Annotated in this window: 18 protein-coding genes; 6 read left to right on the top strand and 12 right to left on the bottom strand. The window is 74.0% G+C overall.

Annotation, left to right across the window (positions count from 1 at the left end; translation table 11 throughout):
• Positions 1–31 precede the first annotated feature (31 nt).
• Positions 32–613, bottom strand: coding sequence for an LURP-one-related/scramblase family protein (locus J1M44_RS06710; protein ID WP_206480787.1), 582 nt, complete (start codon positions 611–613; stop codon positions 32–34).
• Between the two features lie 141 nt (positions 614–754).
• On the opposite strand from J1M44_RS06710, the gene J1M44_RS06705 reads away from it, so the two are divergent.
• Genes J1M44_RS06705 through J1M44_RS06695 form a run of 3 tightly spaced genes read left to right on the top strand, consistent with a single transcriptional unit; the run spans position 755 to position 3,151 of the window.
• A complete protein-coding gene (locus J1M44_RS06705; RefSeq protein ID WP_206480786.1) occupies positions 755–1,945 on the top strand; it encodes an LLM class flavin-dependent oxidoreductase in 1,191 nt (396 codons plus the stop codon).
• Positions 1,942–2,631 carry a CE1759 family FMN reductase gene (locus J1M44_RS06700; protein WP_206480785.1) on the top strand — a complete coding sequence of 230 codons (690 nt, stop codon included), beginning with the start codon at positions 1,942–1,944 and terminating at the stop codon, positions 2,629–2,631. The genes J1M44_RS06705 and J1M44_RS06700 overlap by 4 nt, the downstream gene beginning before the upstream one ends.
• Positions 2,603–3,151: a MarR family winged helix-turn-helix transcriptional regulator gene (locus J1M44_RS06695; protein WP_239668477.1), complete on the top strand. Its 549-nt coding sequence runs from the start codon at positions 2,603–2,605 to the stop codon at positions 3,149–3,151. The genes J1M44_RS06700 and J1M44_RS06695 overlap by 29 nt, the downstream gene beginning before the upstream one ends.
• Positions 3,152–3,256: 105 nt before the next feature.
• On the opposite strand, the gene J1M44_RS06690 is transcribed toward J1M44_RS06695, so the two are convergent.
• From J1M44_RS06690 to J1M44_RS06655, 8 genes are all read right to left on the bottom strand, one after another.
• Entirely contained in the window at positions 3,257–4,456 is a 1,200-nt protein-coding gene (locus J1M44_RS06690) for a trypsin-like serine protease (protein WP_241252867.1), read from the bottom strand.
• Positions 4,457–4,579: 123 nt separating this feature from the next.
• Positions 4,580–5,581 (bottom strand): SseB family protein, encoded by a 1,002-nt coding sequence (locus tag J1M44_RS06685; protein WP_206480784.1) that lies wholly within the window; start codon positions 5,579–5,581, stop codon positions 4,580–4,582.
• On the bottom strand, positions 5,578–6,363 hold the full coding sequence (priA, locus tag J1M44_RS06680; protein ID WP_004167694.1) for a bifunctional 1-(5-phosphoribosyl)-5-((5-phosphoribosylamino)methylideneamino)imidazole-4-carboxamide isomerase/phosphoribosylanthranilate isomerase PriA: 786 nt from the start codon (positions 6,361–6,363) through the stop codon (positions 5,578–5,580). The genes J1M44_RS06685 and priA overlap by 4 nt, the downstream gene beginning before the upstream one ends.
• 32 nt (positions 6,364–6,395) lie before the next feature.
• A complete protein-coding gene (locus tag J1M44_RS06675; RefSeq protein ID WP_004167696.1) occupies positions 6,396–6,554 on the bottom strand; it encodes a hypothetical protein in 159 nt (52 codons plus the stop codon).
• Entirely contained in the window at positions 6,554–7,213 is a 660-nt protein-coding gene (gene hisH, locus J1M44_RS06670; protein ID WP_004167703.1) for an imidazole glycerol phosphate synthase subunit HisH, read from the bottom strand. The genes J1M44_RS06675 and hisH overlap by 1 nt, the downstream gene beginning before the upstream one ends.
• The gene (hisB, locus tag J1M44_RS06665) at positions 7,213–7,794 is read right to left on the bottom strand and encodes an imidazoleglycerol-phosphate dehydratase HisB (protein WP_169577989.1); all 582 of its coding nucleotides are present in this window, start codon (positions 7,792–7,794) and stop codon (positions 7,213–7,215) included. The genes hisH and hisB overlap by 1 nt, the downstream gene beginning before the upstream one ends.
• A 180-nt stretch (positions 7,795–7,974) precedes the next feature.
• Entirely contained in the window at positions 7,975–9,096 is a 1,122-nt protein-coding gene (locus tag J1M44_RS06660; protein WP_206480783.1) for a histidinol-phosphate transaminase, read from the bottom strand.
• Positions 9,097–9,139: 43 nt separating this feature from the next.
• A complete protein-coding gene (locus J1M44_RS06655; RefSeq protein ID WP_206480782.1) occupies positions 9,140–9,514 on the bottom strand; it encodes a LysM peptidoglycan-binding domain-containing protein in 375 nt (124 codons plus the stop codon).
• A 294-nt stretch (positions 9,515–9,808) separates the two neighbouring features.
• Between J1M44_RS06655 and lexA the strand changes: the two genes are divergently transcribed.
• The gene (lexA, locus tag J1M44_RS06650; RefSeq protein WP_004167707.1) at positions 9,809–10,525 is read left to right on the top strand and encodes a transcriptional repressor LexA; all 717 of its coding nucleotides are present in this window, start codon (positions 9,809–9,811) and stop codon (positions 10,523–10,525) included.
• A gap of 48 nt (positions 10,526–10,573) precedes the next feature.
• Here the strand turns inward: lexA and J1M44_RS06645 are convergent, their stop codons facing one another.
• A complete protein-coding gene (locus tag J1M44_RS06645) occupies positions 10,574–12,673 on the bottom strand; it encodes an ATP-dependent DNA helicase (protein WP_049158379.1) in 2,100 nt (699 codons plus the stop codon).
• The gene (gene hflX, locus J1M44_RS06640; RefSeq protein ID WP_206480781.1) at positions 12,670–14,310 is read right to left on the bottom strand and encodes a GTPase HflX; all 1,641 of its coding nucleotides are present in this window, start codon (positions 14,308–14,310) and stop codon (positions 12,670–12,672) included. Before hflX ends, J1M44_RS06645 begins: the two co-directional genes overlap by 4 nt.
• 412 nt (positions 14,311–14,722) lie before the next feature.
• Here hflX and J1M44_RS06635 point away from each other — a divergent pair, with 412 nt between their 5' ends.
• Together J1M44_RS06635 and J1M44_RS06630 are read left to right on the top strand one after the other, a co-directional pair.
• The gene (locus J1M44_RS06635) at positions 14,723–15,886 is read left to right on the top strand and encodes an NAD(P)-binding domain-containing protein (protein ID WP_206480780.1); all 1,164 of its coding nucleotides are present in this window, start codon (positions 14,723–14,725) and stop codon (positions 15,884–15,886) included.
• Positions 15,887–15,911: 25 nt separating this feature from the next.
• Entirely contained in the window at positions 15,912–16,547 is a 636-nt protein-coding gene (locus J1M44_RS06630) for a class I SAM-dependent methyltransferase (RefSeq protein WP_163720927.1), read from the top strand.
• Positions 16,548–16,604: 57 nt separating this feature from the next.
• Here J1M44_RS06630 and dapF read toward each other — a convergent pair whose 3' ends face one another.
• Positions 16,605–17,558 carry a diaminopimelate epimerase gene (gene dapF, locus J1M44_RS06625; RefSeq protein ID WP_206480779.1) on the bottom strand — a complete coding sequence of 318 codons (954 nt, stop codon included), beginning with the start codon at positions 17,556–17,558 and terminating at the stop codon, positions 16,605–16,607.
• Between the last annotated feature and the right edge of the window lie 5 nt (positions 17,559–17,563).

Here is a 17,563-nt window from a genome sequence, read left to right as displayed (position 1 = left end):
CGCCGCCGAGACAGCCGCGCGCTCGGCGGACTCAGCTGTTGCTGCGCCGGTCCTTGGCCCGGATCAGGTCGAGTGCGATGGCCGTGCCGAGCACGGCGCAGCGCACCACGGGCGGCATGCCGGGGTCCAGGCGCATCTCGTACCGCGAGCGCCCGGCCAGGGCGTTCATGACCCCTCCGAACCGCGCGGTCACGCGGGCGATCGGCTGCTGGCCCACGGTCATGGCGTAGTCGTGGTCCCACAGGTCGCCGGTCACCGCGAAGCACGTGCCGTCCACGACCTCGACGTCCACGGACGTCCGCAGGAACGCGAACTGGCGGACGAGGTGGGCCAGGGGCAGCCCGTCGGCGTCCAGGATCGCGAAGCGGTCGCGGCCGAACGTGGCCGGGTCGGCGAGGCGGAAGAGCACGCGGCCGTCGTCACCGTCGACCACGTCGAAGCTGCGGTTTCCCATCAGCATCCGACCCAGTCCCCCGCCCGTGGTGACCACCGAGACGACGGTGCGCCCGTCCGGGTCCGTCACCTGGATGTCGTTGGACAGGAAACTCGTCACCTGCTGCAGGATGAGGACGTCCGTGTGGGCGAGGCGGCCGGCGTCGAAGGCGGGGCTCATGGGACCAGTCTGCCGTGTCTGACCCGGCGGAATATTCAGGACGGGGCGGCTCGTTGTGCGGTATAGTTCATTTTTGAAGAACACGGCGACGGCGCGGCCGGCACCGTGAGACCCGCCCCCGGGCACACTGAGGAGCACACCATGCAGTTCGGCGTCTTCACGATCGGCGACATCACCACCGATCCGACGAACGGGACCGCCCCCACCGAGCATCAGCGGATCAAGGACACCGTCAAGATCGCCCGCCACGCCGAGCAGGCGGGCTTCGAGGTGTTCGCGACCGGCCAGCACCACAACCCGCCCTTCGTGGCCCCGGGCAACCCGCCCACGCTGCTGGCCTACCTGGCCGCGCAGACCGAGACCCTCCAGCTCTCCACGGCGACGACCCTGATCACCACCATGGACCCGGTGCGTCTGGCCGAGGACTACGCGTACCTGCAGCACCTCGCCGACGGCCGTGTGGACCTGACGATGGGCCGCGGCAACACCGGCCCCGTGTACCCGTGGTTCGGCAAGGACATCCGCCAGGGCATCCAGCTCGCCGTGGAGAACTACAACCTCCTCTACCGCCTGTGGCACGAGGAGACCGTGGACTGGAGCGGCAATCACCGCACCCCGCTGCAGGACTTCACCCTCACCCCGCAGCCCCTGGACGGCGTCGCCCCCTTCGTGTGGCACGGCTCCATCCGCTCCCCCGAGATCGCCGAGCAGGCCGCCTACTACGGCGACGGCTACTTCCACAACAACATCTTCTGGAACAAGGAGCACGTCATCCAGATGGTGCGCCTGTACCGCCAGCGCTACGAGTACTACGGCCACGGCAAGGCCCATCAGGCGTACGTGGCCCTGGGCGGCCAGGCCTACATGGCGAAGAACTCGCAGGACGCCGTGGCGGAGTTCCGCCCCTACTTCGACAACGCGCCGGTCTACGGCCACGGCCCGTCCCTCGAGGACTTCACGACGATGACGCCCCTGACGGTCGGCTCGCCGCAGCAGGTCATCGAGCGCACGCTCACCTTCCGCGACTGGGTGGGCGACTACCAGCGCCAGATGTTCCTCATCGACCACGCCGGCCTGCCCACGGACACCGTCCTCCGGCAGATCGACCTCTTCGGTGAGGAGGTCCTGCCCGTGCTGCGCAAGGAATTCGACGCTCTGAAGCCGGACGACGTCCCGGCGGCCCCGACCCACGAGTTCCTCGTGGCGCGCGCCCGCCGCGGCGAGGCCCCCGTGCCCGGCGGCAAGGAGGGATCGCCGGCCCAGCTCGACCGCGCGGCGGGCGCCGAGCAGCGCGCCACCGCCGATGCCGCGAAGGGCGGTGCCGCGAAGTGACCACCCCCGGCGCCCCCGATGCCTCCGCCCCGTTCACGCCGCAGGCCCGGCACCTCGCCGTGGTCTCCGGCGGGTCCGGGGACCCGTCCCAGACCCGCATGCTCGCCGAACGCATGGCCGAGTCCGCCTCGGCGGCGCTCTCCGAGCACGGCGTGGTCCCACAGATCCACCTGATCACGCTTCGGGAGCTCGCCACGGACATCGCGCAGGCCCTGGTGACCTTCGCGATCTCCCCGGCCCTGCGCGCCGCCCTGGACGAGGTCGCCCAGGCCGACGCCGTCATCGCGGTCTCGCCCACGTACAAGGCCTCCTACTCGGGCCTGTTCAAGTCCTTCTGGGACCTCGCGGAGCCCACGTCCGTCGTCGGGGTGCCCGTGCTCCTCGGCGCCACCGGCGGCACCGCCCGCCATTCGCTCATGATCGACACCGCCATGCGGCCGCTGTTCGCCTACCTCAAGGCCCGCATCGTGCCGACCGCGGTCTTCGCGGCCTCGGACGACTGGGGCGAGGCGGCCGGCGTGCAGGAATCGATGCGGACCGACCCGCTGCAGTCCCGCATCCGGGCCGCCGGACGCGACCTGGCCGAGATCACCCTGAACCGCCCCCCGCGGGCACGCGCCGCCGCGCCCGCGGACCTCGACCTGGAGGTGACCCCCTTTGAGCAGCTCCTCAACCCCGGCCCCTGAGCCCGCCACTCCGGACGCGGCGGCGCCGACGGAGCCCGACGGCGGCTGGTTCGGCTCCGCCTCGGAGGCGCACCGCCCGGTGGACCTGCCCAAGCGCGCCTGGCGCGCCTACTTCGAGGCCACCCAGATGCTCACGGAGGTACTGGAGCGCCGACTCAAACAGGACTGCGGCATGTCGCTGGCCGACTACAACCTGCTGCTGCTCCTCTACGAGTCCCCCGAGGGCCGGCTCCGGCTGGGAGAGCTGGCGTCCCGGATGGTCTTCTCCCCGTCGCGCATCACCTACCAGGTGAAGACGCTCGTGGCCCGCGGCCTGATCGACCGCCGCCCGGTGGCCTGTGACCGGCGGGGCTTCGAGGCCGTGCTCACCGACGAGGGCCGGTCCGCCTTCCGGCGCGCCGCGATCGTGCACGCCCGGCAGGCGGACGAGCTCTTCCTCGGCGACCTGGCCCCGGGCGAGGCGGAGTCCCTCACCCGGATCTTCTCCCGCCTGGGGTGCCGGCTCGAGGGGATGTGCTGACCACGTCCCCACCTGGCCGGGGTCGCCCCGGCCCCGGGACGTGACGAGGCCCGGTGATCCGTGCGGGATCACCGGGCCTCGTCGTGCCGTTCGGGGCGGAATCGATCAGCCGACCAGCTGACCGTCCAGGGTCACGGTGGCGTCCGTGGCGGCACCGGCGGCGTCGACCACGGTGACCACCACGGAGCCGCCCGCAGGCACCTCGGCCGGCACGGGCAGCCAGGCGCGGTACTCGCCGGTGAGGTCCAGGCCGTCCTGGCCCAGGACGGTGCCGTCCGCGTCGTAGGCCGTGACGGTGACGGAGGCGAAGCCGCCCTGATCCGTCTGCGCGACCACCCGGGTGCCGTAGGCGACACCCTCGGCGGGCGCGGCCACGACGTCGGTCACGCCCGGCGCGGCGGCCTCGGCGGCCGGGGCCTCAGCAGCGGGGGCCGCCTCGGCGGCCTCCTCCTCCGCGGCGGCCTCGGCGCGGGCCTTGAGCTCGGCCGCGATGGCCTCCTCCTCGGCCGGCGTGAACTCGGTCAGTTCCGACTCGTCCACGGCAGGCTCGCCGCCGGTGGGCAGGTCCTCGTCGGCCACGGGGCCGGCGACGTCGGCGATCGCCGGGGCGGTCTCGGCGGTCTCGGCGGCGGGCGCCGCGGAGGCGTCCAGCGCGTCGAGGGACTCGACCGGGACCATGATCGAGGACATCGCCTGGGCGTCGCAGCCCACCACGTTGCCCTCGGCGTCGAAGGTCACCGGGGCGATGCCCGAGATGACCCCGACCACCCGCTGCTGGGCGTCATAGACGGCGCCGCCCGAGTCGCCGGCGTGGGTCGAGGCGGTGTCCAGGGCGACCTGATCCGCGTACGCGTCGTCGCAGACCGTGGCGGCCTCGAACGTCTGCGTGTGGGACACGGTGTTCGGCGCGCCCAGCGGCACGGACGAGCCATGGGTGTAGACGGTCTCGCCCACACCGACGGATGAGGCCGGCCGCGTGGACCAGTCGCCCACGACGTCGACGTCGTCGGCCAGGGCCACGCGGACCGCGTCCACGCCCGAATCGCCGGGCAGGGCCGAGACGGTGCCGATCGCTGCGCCGTCGACGTCGCGGACGGTCGATCCGATCTGCCACTGGCCCGCGCCGCAGTGGGCCGCGGTGTAGGCGGTGGCCTCGTCGACGATGGTCAGGCTGCACGCCCCGGCCGGCGCGGTGATCGCCGAGCCCTGGGTGAGCGTGGTCTGCGCGAGGGCGGGGCCGGCACCGGCCACCACCACCGCGCCCAGCGCCGCGGTGGCGACGCCGGTCAAGGTTCTGGTTCTCATGGGTACTCCTCGGAGGATGGGAGGCATGGGGCCGGCGCGCGGCGCACGGCCTCCAAGGATGGGGTGGGGCCACCACGGGCCCTCCCCTCCCCCTCAACGGTACCGGACGCGCCGGGCGACCGATCAGGGTCGGCGGACCGTGATCTCCACGGAGTCGGCCCGCTCGGCCAGCAGCGGCAGGTCCGCCAGGAGGGTCCTGAGCGTGGCCGTCATCAGGCGCACCCCGGCCGCGTCGGCGTCCCGGGTGGGCATCGCGACGATCTGCAGCTCGGGCCCGGCCCCGCCTCCGTTCATCACCGCGCCGGAGCCCGTGTGCGTGGCCACCCCCGACCCGGGGGCGAGGCCCAGGTTCAGCAGGTTCGGGACCAGGTCGGCGACCTGGGCGATCTCGTCCGCGATCTCCTGGTCCCGGTAGGCGGGGGTCCACTCCTTCTGCTGGGCGAGCGACCACACGGCCGGGCGTCGCACCACGTACGTGTGCTCGGCGCCGGCGTCGATGACGACGAGCTCACAGCCCTCGTCCACGGCGGACAGACAGGCACGCGGCAGCCAGACGGCCACGGGCCGGGCGACCGGGTTCCACGCCGTCAGCGCGGGCACGTTCGTGAACACCGGCAGCGCCTGCCGGCCGTCCGGCGCGCGCATGGTCACGAGGGCCACGTCCGCGGCCTTGTCCCCGTTCGCCGCGACGTCGTGCTCGTGACCGGTGTGGTCGGCGTGGTCGTGGACGTCGTCCTCGTCCACGGCGAGGGTGGGCACGACGGCGGCGAACACGCGGATGCGCGTGAGCACCTCCGTCACCTCCCGCTCACCGGCGGAGCCGTCCGTCAGGGCCGCCATGACGGCGGTCCACTCGGCCGGGCTGGTGCCGTCGTCCTCGTCGAACACGTGCAACGGGTTCGCGGAGCCGTCCACGCCGGGGCCGGAGAGGTCGCGGCCCTGCCACGGGATGCCCGCGGTGTCCGCGGTGTTCTCGCCCGCGGTCTTCTCCCGCATGCGGTCGAGTGCGGCCCGGATGTGCCCCGGCAGCTCCCGGGCCGCCGGGTGCGGCACGGCGACCGTCTCGTCGATCGGGCCGAGCCCGTCGCCGCGGGCCAGGCCGCCGTCGTCGTGCGAGCCCGTCACGGGGCGACCGGGCCGGGCTGCTCGGAGCGCGCCTGCTCCACCGTGGCGCCGCCGGCGACGGCCAGCGCCTGCTCCAGGCTGAAGCGGCCGGCGTACAGCGCCTTGCCCATGATCGCGCCCTCGACGCCCTGGCCGGTCATGGCCGCGAGCGCGGCGACGTCCTCGAGGGAGGAGATGCCGCCCGAGGCGACGACCGGCTTCGCGGTCTTCGCGCAGACCTGGGCCAGCAGCTCCGTGTTCGGCCCCTTGAGCGTGCCGTCCTTCGTGACGTCGGTGACCACGTAGCGGGCGCAGCCGGCGGCCTCGAGGCGGTCCAGCACCTCCCAGAGGTCGCCGCCCTCCTTCGTCCAGCCGCGGGCGGCGAGCGTGGTGCCGCGCACGTCGAGGCCCACGGCCACCCGGTCGCCGAAGCGCTCGATGACGCGCGCGGTCCACTCCGGGTCCTCGAGGGCGGCGGTGCCCAGGTTCACCCGCGCCGCGCCCATCTCGAGGGCGTTCTCGAGCGAGGCGTCGTCGCGGATGCCGCCGGACAGCTCGATCTTCACGCCGATCTCCTCCACCACACGGCGCATGACCTCGCGGTTGTCACCGCGGCCGAAGGCGGCGTCCAGGTCCACGAGGTGGATCCACTCCGCGCCGGCGCGCTGCCAGTCCAGGGCGGCGGTCACCGGGTCCCCGTACGAGGTGGCGCTGCCGGCCTCGCCCTGGACGAGACGGACGGCCTGGCCGTCCTGGACGTCGACGGCGGGCAGCAGCTCGAGGGCGGGGGCGTTCGGGGTCATGGGGTTCCTCTCGGGTGGGGCGGCCGGCGCGATCAGGCGCCGACGGTCAGGAAGGAGGCGGCGATGGCCATGCCGGCCAGCACGAGGACGATCACGATGGCCCACAGCGGCGCCTTCTGCGTGCGCATGGACCAGGCGGCGCCGAGCAGCAGCCCGCCGAGGGCGAGGTACAGGACGGACCAGTAGGGCATCAGAGGGTCTCCAGCCAGTTGCGCAGCAGCTGCAGCCCGGCATCCCCGGACTTCTCAGGGTGGAACTGCGTGGCGGACAGGGGGCCGTTCTCCACGGCGGCGATGAAGTCCGCGCCGTGGTGTGCCCAGGTGACCTGGGGCGGACGCATGGCGGAGATCGTCTGGTCGAACTCCCACTCGAGCACGCCGTAGGAGTGGACGAAGTAGAACCGCTCGTCCTCGATGCCGGCGAAGAGGGCGCTGCCCTCGGGCGGCCGGACGGTGTTCCAGCCCATGTGGGGCAGGACCTCGGCGGGCAGCTCGGCGACGACACCCGGCCACTCCCCCATGCCCGCGGTGCGCTCGCCGTGCTCGACGCCGGCGTCGAAGAGGATCTGGTGGCCCACGCAGATGCCGAGGACGGGTCGGCCCCCGGCCACGCGGCGGCCGATCCAGCGGGTGCCGCCGACCTCGGTCAGTGCCCGCATCACGGACGCGTACGCCCCGACGCCGGGCACGAGCAGCCCGTCGGCCTCCTGCACGGCCTGCGGATCGCGCGTGAGCTCGACCTCTGCGCCGGCCCGCTCCACGGCACGCAGCGCCGAGTGCACGTTGCCCGAGCCGTAGTCCAGGACGGCGACGCGCGGCCGCACACCGGGGACGGTGGTGGGGCGGGCCATCAGAGGGCGCCCTTGGTGGAGGGCACGCCGGTCATGCGGGGGTCGTCCTCGACGGCGGCGCGCAGGGCGCGGGCGAAGGCCTTGAACTGCGCCTCGACGATGTGGTGCGGATCCCGGCCCCGCACGACGTCCATGTGGAGGCAGATCGCCGCGTGGTACGTGATCGACTCGAACACGTGGCGCGTCATGGAACCGGTGAAGTGCCCGCCGATGCGGTGGTACTGCTGCCCCTCGGGCTCGCCCTCGTGCACGAGGTAGGGCCGGCCGGAGACGTCGACGACGGCGCGCGCCAGCGCCTCGTCCAGCGGCACGGACGCCTCGCCGAAGCGGCGGATGCCGGACTTGTCCCCGAGCGCGGTCTTGAGCACCTCGCCCAGGGTGATGGCGACGTCCTCGACCGTGTGGTGCACGTCGATGTGCGTGTCACCGGTGGCGCGGACCGTCAGATCGATCTGGGAGTGCCGGGACAGCGCGGTGAGCATGTGGTCGTAGAACGGCACGGTGGTGGAGATCTCAGCACGGCCGGTGCCGTCCAGATCCATCTCGACGTACACGTCCGACTCGCTCGTGGTGCGCGTCATGCGCGCACGGCGTCCGGAGATCAGCTCGGCTGCCACGGGTCCTCCTCGGGCTGGGGCCGCACCGGTCCGGGACGGGTGCGGGGGATGCGGGTGCGCGCGGCCGGTGCCGGCGGGCCGGGGCGCCGCGCGCGCTGTCCCCATCCTAGGGAGCCGGGCGGACGCCGCGACTCCGGTGACGCCTCAGGACCGGTGCCCGGTCTCGCCGAGGACCTCCGCGAGAGCAGTGAGGAACGCCGTCGTCTCCGCCTCGGTGCCGGCGGTGACGCGCAGGTGGTGCGGGATGCCGACGTCCCGCACGAGCACGCCTCGGTCGAGCAGGCGGCGCCACACGTCGGAGGCGTCCTCGAGGTGACCGAAGAAGACGAAGTTCGAGTCGGACACCGAGGGCCTCAGTCCCAGGCCGCGCAGGGTGGAGACGATGCGGTCGCGCTGGGCCTTGACGTCCTCCACGGTGCGCAGCAGCGCGTCCACGTGGTCGAGAGCGGCCTCCGCGGTGGCCTGCGTGACCGCGGAGAGGTGGTACGGCAGGCGCACCAGGCGCAGGGCGTCGGTGACGGCGGGGTCCGCGGCCAGGTAGCCCAGGCGCGCGCCGGCCAGGGCGAACGCCTTGGACATGGTGCGCGTGACGATCAGCCGCTCACGGCCGGGCAGGAGCGTGAGGGCGGAGCGGGTGCCGGCGAGGGCGAACTCCGCGTAGGCCTCGTCCACGACGACCATCGCGCCGGGCCCGCCGGCAGCCTCGTTCTCCGCCTGCGCGGCGTACACGGCCTCGATGGTCGCCAGGTCCAGGGCGGTGCCCGTCGGGTTGTTGGGGGAGGCCAGGAAGACGACGTGCGGACGGTGCTCCCGCACCATGGCCGCCGCGTGCTCGGCGCTGAGGCTGTGGTCGTCGGCGCGGCCGCCGTCCACGAACACGGTGTCCGTGCCGCCGGCCAGCAGCGGGTACATGGAGTACGAGGGCAGGAAGCTCAGCAGGGTCCGCCCCGGGCCGCCGAAGGCCTGGAGGATCTGCTGCAGGATCTCGTTGGAGCCGTTGCCGGCCCACACGTGGTCCGCCGTGAGGCCGTGGCCGAGGTAGCCGGCGAGCGCATGTCGCAGCCCCGTGAACTCGCGGTCCGGGTAGCGGTTCAGCCCCCCGGCGACGGCCGCGACCCGCTCGGCGATCGCGGCGGCGACCTCCTCCGGCACCGGGTGCGTGTTCTCGTTGGTGTTGAGCATGTACGGCACGTCCAGCTGGGGGGCGCCGTAGGGGCTCAGGCCGCGGAGGTTCTCGCGCAGGGGCAGAGTGCTGAGGTCGGTCATGGCCGCCAGTCTAGGAACCGTGGAGGGCGAGGCCCGCCGTGCGTCACCGCATGGCCGGGACGAACAGCTCCTCACCCGGGGCGGGGGCCCGGCCCTCGAGCCCGTTGAGCTCGTCGATCGTGGCGATCACCTCGTAGACGTCCGCCTCCGGCGCCACCGTGGTGGCGATGGTCCACAGGCTGTCCCCGGGCATGACCGTGACGGACTGGGTGGCCGGTCCTGCGGTGTCCGCGGACACCGCGGCGGGCGACAGCAGCACACCCAGGAAGAAGGCGGCCGCCAGCGTGGCGGCCACGGCCGCGGAGATCACGGGGATCCCCCGCAGCACGAGGCGGCCGCGGCGGGTCAGACGGATGGTGGCCGGACGCGGCCGCGCGGTCGCGGGCGAGCCGGCGAACTGGGCGGTGGTGAGCGTCATGGTGTCCTCCTCCGGGGCGAGTGCCCTTCAGGCGATCGAACATCTGTTCGAATCCGTTCGAGTACTTTTCTAGCACAGGTGTTCGAGACACGCCACGACGAGATCGAACATATCTTTGAATGAGAGGCGGCTCTCCTCTAGGCTCGAGGCGATGCACGGACGCCCCGGAACGCCCCCGGGGACCGCCAGGACACAGGCAACCAGCGGGGGCGGACACGGTAAGCGTCCGGACGGCAGCCGGACGCCGGAACACGAGGCCGGCCACCATCACCCCCGGGAGAACGGACGGCAGCCATGAGCACCACCGACGATCAGCCGGCGGCGCGCGCGCCGCTCACCGACCGCCAGCGGCGGATCGTGCAGACCATCCGGGACGCGATCGCCGACCACGGCTACCCGCCCTCCATGCGCGAGATCGGCGACGCCGCGGGCCTGGCCTCGCTCTCCTCCGTCACGCACCAGCTCGGCCGTCTCGAGCGACACGGCTACATTCGGCGCGACCCGGGCCGCCCGCGTGCCCTCGAGGTGCTGCGCGACGTGGACGGCACCCCGCTGGGTGAGGCCGCCTCCCCCGCCGCTGCGCCGTCGTCGCAGGTCTCCGCGATCCCCGCGTGGCACACCGGCGCGGACGGGGCGGACAGCGTACCGGTCCCCTGGGTCGGCCGCATCGCGGCGGGCGGCCCCGTCCTGGCCGAGCAGCAGGTCGAGGACGTCATGGCGATCCCGCGCCGCCTCACGGGCGAGGGCGAGCTGTTCATGCTGCGCGTCACGGGCGACTCGATGGTGGACGCCGCGATCTGCGACGGCGACTGGGTGGTGGTGCGCCGGCAGGAGACGGCGGAGAACGGCGACATCGTCGCGGCCCTGCTCGACGACGAGGCCACGGTGAAGACCTTCCGCCGCCGTGACGGGCACACGTGGCTCCTGCCCCAGAACACGGCCTACGAGCCCATCCTCGGCGATCACGCCACCGTGATGGGGCGCGTCGTCACGGTCCTGCGCTCGCTCTGACCCGCGCCCTCCTACCGGGCCGGGCCGACGGTCCGAGGCCGAGCGAGGTCAATCGCCCGAGGCGAGCCGTGCCAGCACCCCGCGGACGACGTCGCCGTCCGTGGTGCGCCAGAAGTCCGGCAGGGCGCTCGTGATGTAGCCGCCGTACCGCTCGGTGGCCAGGCGGGGGTCCAGCACGGCCACCACGCCGCGGTCCGTCACGGAGCGCACGAGGCGCCCGGCGCCCTGGGCCATGCGCACGGCCGCGTGCGTGGCGGAGATCCGCATGAACCCGTTGCCGCCGTGCCGGGCGACGTCCCGGGTGCGGGCCTGGGAGAGCGGGTCGTCCGGCCGCGGGAACGGGATGCGGTCGATCACCACGAGCCGCAGCGAGTTCCCCGGCACGTCCACACCCTGCCACAGGCTCATGGTGCCGAACAGGGACGTGTCCGGCTCCTCGGCGAACTGGCGCACGAGGGCGGAGAGGGTCGCGTCCCCCTGACACAGGATCGTGGCCTTCGGCCCGAGCCGACGGCGCATCTCGGCGGCGGCGTCCTCGGCCGCCCGGCGCGAGGAGAACAGGCCGAGGGCCCCGCCCTGCGACGCCCTCAGGAGCGCCTCGAGCTCATCGAGGGACTCGGGCGAGGCCGTCCGGCCGGGCCGGGGCAGGTGCCGGGCCACGTAGAGCACGCCCTGACGCGGGTAGTCGAAGGGACTGCCGACGTCGAGGGCCTCGAACTTCGGGGCGTCCGGGCCGGCCAGGCCCACGTCGCCGGCCACCGAGTCGAACCGGCGCTCCCCCGAGCCCACGGTGAGCGTGGCGGAGGTGAGCACCGTCGTCGCCTTGCCGAACAGGCCCTCCCGCAGCTTGCCTGCCACCGAGAGCGGGGCCACGTAGAGCTGGGGCGGGTCTGTCTCGTCCCCCGGCTGCCAGCCCACGCCGGGCTCGAAGTGGCCGGGGCGGGTGGCCCACAGCACCTCGGGGAAGTCGGCCTCGGGCCGGGCCGCGAGCATGCGCTCCACCACCTCGAGGACCTCGAGGATCCGCGAGCGCGCCATCTGCCGTCCGCCGTCGGCGTCGGCCTCCTTGTCCTTGTCCTGGCCGAGGTCGGACAGGCACTGGCGCGCGGCCGTGAGGACGCCGGTGAGGGCCTGCTCCTGCACCTCGTCCGGGCCCGCGGCGATCAGGCCGGACGGGGTGTCCGTGAACGCGCGGTCCAGGGCCGCCCCGGCCTCGATCAGGTCCTCCACGGCCACGGTGGTGTGGCGGCGCAGCGAGGTGGCCGCGCCGTGCACGATCGACCCGGACAGCTGCCCGGTGACCGCACCGGTCACCCGGTCCTGGAGCTCGTGGGCCTCGTCCACCACGACGGCCGAGTACGCCGGCAGCACCGCGAGCCCCTCGAAGGCGCTGATGGCGAGCATCGCGTGGTTGGTGACCACGACGTCCGCGTCCGCCGCGTCCGCGCGGGCACGCTCGGAGAAGCACTCCTCGGCCTGGGGGCAGCGGGACGCGCCGAGGCAGTCGACCGCGGACACGGAGACCTGCCGCCACGCGCGGTCGGTGACGGGGACCTCGAGGTCGTCGCGGTCCCCGGTCTCGGTCTGGTCCGCCCACGCCCGCAGGTACATGACCTCCTTGCCCAACAGGGAGGAGGGCCCGGCGGCGCCGTCCGTGGCGGAGCCGATCATCCCGCCGTCGTCGGCGACCGTGAAGAGGGCCTCCTCGCCCTCGTCCCCGGGGTAGCCGCCGTCCACCTTGTGGCGACACAGGTAGTTGGAGCGGCCCTTGACCAGGGCGACGACGGGCTCGCGGGGCAGCTCGTCCGTGAGCGCCTCGACCAGCCGTGGGGCGTCCCGCTTCATGATCTGGGCCTGCAGCGCGAGCGTGGCCGTGGCGACGACGACGGGGTCCTCCTGCGTCATCGCGTGCTGGAGGGCGGGGATCAGGTAGGCCAGGGACTTGCCGGTGCCGGTGCCGGCCTGCACGAGCAGGTGACGGCGCGACTCGAGGGCGCGCGCCACCTGCAGCACCATCTCCCGCTGGCCCGCGCGGTGCTGGCCGCCGGTGGCCTGCACCGCGACATCCAGCAGGCGCAGCGCCTCGCGCTCGTGCTCCGTGCGTGGCTGCGCGCCGACCGCCCCGGCTTCCTTCACCCCGTCGCTCACGACGCGTCCGCCTCCACGACGAACTCGGCGAAGTCCGGCGCGATGTCCTCACGGACCAGCACGGACAGGCGGGTGCCGCCCTCCTCGTAGCCCTCGGCGAGGATCTCCGCGTCCGCCGAGTGCAGGCGGGAGACCAGCTCACCCCGGGTGAACGGGACCAGCAGTTCGAGCCGCACGTCCGGCCGCGGGATGGTGGCCGCGATGGCGCGCTCCAGCTCGTCGATGCCCTCGCCGGTGCGCGCGGAGACCACCACGGCGTGGGGCTCCTTGGACCGGATCCGGGCGACGACGGCCGGGTCCGCCGCGTCCGCCTTGTTCAGCACGATGATCTCGGGGATCCGGTGCGCGTCCACCTCCGCGAACACGGAGCGCACCGCGGCGATCTGGCCCTCCGGGTCCGGGTGCGAGCCGTCCACGACGTGCAGGATGACGTCCGCGTCCGCGACCTCCTCGAGAGTGGAGCGGAACGCCTCGACCAGCTGCGTGGGCAGGTTCCGCACGAAGCCGACCGTGTCCGAGAGGGTGTAGCCGATGCCGTCCGGCGTCATGGCCTTGCGCACGGTGGGGTCCAGCGTGGCGAACAGGGCGTTCTCCACGAGCACCCCGGCGTGGGTGAGGCGGTTGAGCAGGGACGACTTGCCGGCGTTGGTGTAGCCGGCGATCGCCACGGACGGCACCCGGTTGCGACGACGGTTGGCGCGCTTGGCCTCGCGTGCCGGCTTCATCCCGGCGATGTCCCGGCGCAGCTTCGCCATACGAGTGCGGATGCGGCGGCGGTCCAGCTCGATCTTGGTCTCGCCGGGGCCGCGGGAGCCGATGCCCTCGCCGGCGGCGGCACGGCCGCCGGCCTGCCGGGACATGGACTCGCCCCAGCCGCGCAGGCGCGGCAGCAGGTACTCGAGCTGCGCGAGCTCGACCTGGGCGCGGCCCTCACGCGAGCTCGCGTGCTGGGCGAAGATGTCCAGGATCAGCGCGGTCCGGTCGATCACCTTCACCCGCACCACGTCCTCCAGCGCGCGGCGCTGAGACGGGGCGAGCTCGGAGTCCACCACCACGGTGTCCGCGCCGGAGAGCGCCACGATCTCGGCGAGCTCCTGCGCCTTGCCCTTGCCGAGGAACGTGGCCGGGTCCGGGGTGGCGCGTCGCTGGATGACGCCGTCGAGCACCTCCGAGCCCGCGGTCTCGGCGAGCGCGGCGAGCTCCCGCAGGGAGTTCTCCGCGTCCTCCGCGGAGCCCTCGGTCCAGACCCCCGCCAGCACCACGCGCTCCAGGCGCAGCTGGCGGTACTCGACCTCGGTCATGTCCTCGAGCTCGGTGGACAGGCCCTGCACGCGCTTGAGGGAATGGCGCGCGGCGAGCTCGTCCTGGTCGCCGTCGGCGTCCGTGTGCCCGTCCTCGCCCTCGTCCAGGGCGAGTGCGCGGCCCGCGAGCGCGCCGGAGCGGTCCGGGGTGCCGGCGTCGAGGGCGCCCTCGTGGTCCGCGGCCACGGTGTCCGCGGAGCCGCGCCCGGTCGCCCCGCGGTCGGAGGCGCGGCGAGCGTCATCGGCGGCCAGGATGCGGTCGATCACGGCCTGGATCTCGTCCTCGGAGCCGTGGGCGCCCTGGGGGCCGGGGGTGTGCTGGTTCTTCTCAGTCATGGTCTCCTCTGGGCCGCCGCGGTCGGGCGGCCCGATGGTCTTCAGGGTAGAGGGGTCGGCGGACGCGTTAGGCGGCTGTCCGCAGGGGGCGGACGTGGTGGGTGACGCGCACGGCCGTGCAGGCGGGGGTCGGCGCCGCATGGCGACGACCTCTGGGCGGCTCCGTCGGCGTGAGGCAGGCGAGCACGCGGCACCGCAGCCACGAGGTCTCGTCGGTGGGCGTGCAGGGGCGGACCAGGTGGTCCATGGTGGGATCTCCCTCAGGTGCCGGGGCGCGCTCGACGGCCTCATCCGAGGCGGGCGCGCGACTGTCTCTTATATCCACATGAGCGTCGAGTATACCGGGCGGCGCGCGTGGGCGACAGGGGCCCCGACGCCCGGTCCGCCGACGACGCCCACGTATCCTGCGGGCATGACCGCGTCCCCCTCCCCCGCCCCGCCGCAGCCCGGCCGGACGGGCCGGGCGACCGTCGTCGTGATCGGCGCGGGCCAGGCGGGGCTGTCCGCCGCCTACCACCTGCGCCGCCGCGGCTTCGTGGGGCTGGGTCCGAACGACGACGGCGCCGCCGGCGTCCCCGAGGACGCCCCCGGCACGTTCGTGGTGCTCGACGCGGAGACCGCCCCGGGCGGGGCGTGGCAGCACCGCTGGGACTCGCTCACGATGGCCACCGTCAACCACATCCACGAGCTGCCCGGCGACCCGGTGCCGCCGGCCGACCTGGCCGCGCGCGCCAACGCCCTGCTGCCGGCCTACTTCGCGGACTACGAGGCACGGTTCGCCCTCCCGATCCGGCGGCCCGTGCGTGTGAGGCGCGTCGAGCGGATCGGCGAGCCGGGACGTGCGCGCGGGTTCTTCGTCCGTACGGACGGGGCGCCGGGCACGTGGCGGGCGGACTTCGTGGTCAACGCGACCGGCACCTGGACGTCCCCGCGGTGGCCCTCGGTGCCCGGGATGCGCTCGTTCCGCGGCCGGCAGCTGCACACCCACGACTACGTGTCCAAGGACGAGTTCGCCGGGCAGCGGGTGGTGATCGTGGGCATGGGCGTCTCGGCGACGCAGCTGCTGGCCGAGATCTCCACGGTCGCGGACACCCTGTGGGTGACCCGCCGCGAGCCGCAGTGGCAGGACTCGGCCGCGCCCGGCGCCCTGGCCGAGTCGGTGCGCGGGGTGGACGAACGGACCCGTGCGGGCCTGCCGCCGGGCTCCGTGGTCGGGGCGACCGGGATGCACCGCTCGTCCTGGGTGCGCGAGGCCGAGACACGAGGCGTGCTGGTGCGCCACCCCATGTTCACGGCCGTCGAGCCGGACGGGGTGCGGATGCCCGACGGCTCGTTCGAACCGTCGGACGTGATCCTCTGGGCCACCGGCTTCCGGCCGGCGATCCGGCACCTCGCTCCGCTGCGGCTGCGCACGCCCGCCGGCGGCATCCGCGTGGCGGGCGGGCGCGCCCTGGACGAGCCGGGCCTGTTCCTCCTCGGCTACGGGCCCTCCCAGTCCACGGTCGGGGCCAACCGCGCCGGGCGCGACGCCGTGCGCGCGATCCTCGCGGACCTGGCCGGGCCGGCGTCGGGCTGAGGGCCGCGACGACCCGCTGGCTACCATGGTCGCCGTGAGCTCCGCATCCCACTACTTCGACGCCGACCCCTCCGCGCCCGAGCGGCGCCGCACCCTGCGGACCCGCCTGGCCGGCCGCGACGTCGAGGTCCAGACGGCCAACGGGATCTTCTCCCCGGACGGTCTCGACAAGGGCACCGCGGCCCTGTTCTCGGCCGTGCCCGCGCCGCCGGCGACGGGCCGGTTCCTCGACGTCGGCGCGGGCTGGGGACCGATCGCCCTCACGCTGGCAATGCGGTCGCCCGAGGCGGAGGTGACCGCCGTCGAGGTCAACGACCGCTCCCTGCAGCTGACCCGCGACAACGCCGCGGCGCTGGGCCTCGGCAATGTCGTGGCACTGCGGCCGGAGGACGTCCCCGAGGGCGCGGAGTTCGACCTCATCTGGTCCAACCCGCCCATCCGGATCGGCAAGCCGGCGCTGCACGCCCTGCTGGAGCGGTGGCTGCCACGCCTGGCCCCCGGCGGCGAGGCCTGGCTGGTGGTGCAGAAGAACCTGGGCGCGGACTCGCTGCTGCCGTGGATCGGCCGGATGCTCGAGGAGCGCGCGCCCGGCCGGTTCACCGCCGAGCGGGCGGACAGCGTCAAGGGCTTCCGGATCCTGCGGGTGGCGCGGGCGCGCTGAGGCGCCGTTTCCCGAACGACAGCGGTTCGTGGCCCGCCGTTTCCCGAACGAAAGCGGTCAGGCGGTGAGTTCGCCGTCGAAGACGAGCTCGGCCGGGCCCGAGAGGACCACGTGCTCGGCCCCCTCCGGGCCCGGCACGACGTCCACGGCCAGCACGCCACCGGGCACCTCGACGAGCCACGAGTCCGAGCCCTGGTCGCCCGACCACGCGCGCATCGCCACCGCCGCCGCGCACGCGCCCGTCCCGCAGGACTGGGTCTCGCCCACCCCGCGCTCGTGCACGCGCATCCGCACGCGGCCCACGCCCTCGCGCACGAGCGGCTCGTGCGCGGCCACGAACTCGACGTTCGTGCCGTGCGGCGGAGCGGGGTCCACCTCCGGGGCGCGGCCCAGGTCCAGGCCCTCCAGGTCGGCGAAGGAGGCCAGCGGGACCACGGTGTGGGGGTTGCCCATCGACACGCTCAGCGCCGGCCGCGGATCGGTGAGGCCGTGGGCGAGGACCATCGAGTCCGACGCCGCCTCCTCCGCCAGCTCGGGGTCGAGGTAGGACCAGGGGCCCATGTCGATCGCGTAGCCGTGCTCGAGCCGGGTCACGGCCTTCACGCCGGCGCGCGTGCCGATGGTGATCGCTTGGCCGGGGGCCAGGTCCACGAGGCCCTTCTCGACCAGGAAGTGCACGAAGACGCGCACCCCGTTGCCGCACATCTCGGAGATCGAGCCGTCGCCGTTGCGGTAGTCCATGAACCACTCGGCCTCGGGGTGCTCGGCGAGCAGCGCCTCACCCTCCGGCAGGCGCGCGGACCGCACGGCGCGGATGACGCCGTCGGCGCCGATCCCCCGGTGCCGGTCGGCCAGCCGTGCGACGCGTTCGGCGTCGAGCTGCGTGTTGCCGTCCGGATCGGCGATCAGCACGAAGTCGTTGCCCGTGCCATGGCCCTTCGTGAACGGCACGCGCGGCGCGCTCGCGTGGAGGGGGTCCTGGGCGGCGGGCGCCGCGGGCTGCTCGGTCATGGGTC

The sequence above is a fragment of the Micrococcus sp. KRD128 genome (assembly GCF_017168395.1).
Lineage (GTDB): Bacteria > Actinomycetota > Actinomycetes > Actinomycetales > Micrococcaceae > Micrococcus > Micrococcus luteus.
Note: the sequence above shows the minus strand (reverse complement) of the source record. Positions and strands in the feature narration are given on the sequence as shown.

Bases quoted from the DNA above. Each gene is read 5' to 3' on its own strand.
- J1M44_RS06710 (WP_206480787.1), bottom strand. From the start codon at position 613: ATGAGCCCCGCCTTCGACGCCGGCCGCCTCGCCCACACGGACGTCCTC.
- J1M44_RS06705 (WP_206480786.1), top strand. From the start codon at position 755: ATGCAGTTCGGCGTCTTCACGATCGGCGACATCACCACCGATCCGACG.
- J1M44_RS06690 (WP_241252867.1), bottom strand. From the start codon at position 4,456: ATGAGAACCAGAACCTTGACCGGCGTCGCCACCGCGGCGCTGGGCGCG.
- priA (WP_004167694.1), bottom strand. From the start codon at position 6,363: ATGACCCCGAACGCCCCCGCCCTCGAGCTGCTGCCCGCCGTCGACGTC.
- J1M44_RS06675 (WP_004167696.1), bottom strand. From the start codon at position 6,554: ATGCCCTACTGGTCCGTCCTGTACCTCGCCCTCGGCGGGCTGCTGCTC.
- hisH (WP_004167703.1), bottom strand. From the start codon at position 7,213: ATGGCCCGCCCCACCACCGTCCCCGGTGTGCGGCCGCGCGTCGCCGTC.
- hisB (WP_169577989.1), bottom strand. From the start codon at position 7,794: ATGACGCGCACCACGAGCGAGTCGGACGTGTACGTCGAGATGGATCTG.
- J1M44_RS06660 (WP_206480783.1), bottom strand. From the start codon at position 9,096: ATGACCGACCTCAGCACTCTGCCCCTGCGCGAGAACCTCCGCGGCCTG.
- J1M44_RS06655 (WP_206480782.1), bottom strand. From the start codon at position 9,514: ATGACGCTCACCACCGCCCAGTTCGCCGGCTCGCCCGCGACCGCGCGG.
- lexA (WP_004167707.1), top strand. From the start codon at position 9,809: ATGAGCACCACCGACGATCAGCCGGCGGCGCGCGCGCCGCTCACCGAC.
- hflX (WP_206480781.1), bottom strand. From the start codon at position 14,310: ATGACTGAGAAGAACCAGCACACCCCCGGCCCCCAGGGCGCCCACGGC.
- J1M44_RS06635 (WP_206480780.1), top strand. From the start codon at position 14,723: ATGACCGCGTCCCCCTCCCCCGCCCCGCCGCAGCCCGGCCGGACGGGC.
- J1M44_RS06630 (WP_163720927.1), top strand. From the start codon at position 15,912: ATGGTCGCCGTGAGCTCCGCATCCCACTACTTCGACGCCGACCCCTCC.
- dapF (WP_206480779.1), bottom strand. From the start codon at position 17,558: ATGACCGAGCAGCCCGCGGCGCCCGCCGCCCAGGACCCCCTCCACGCG.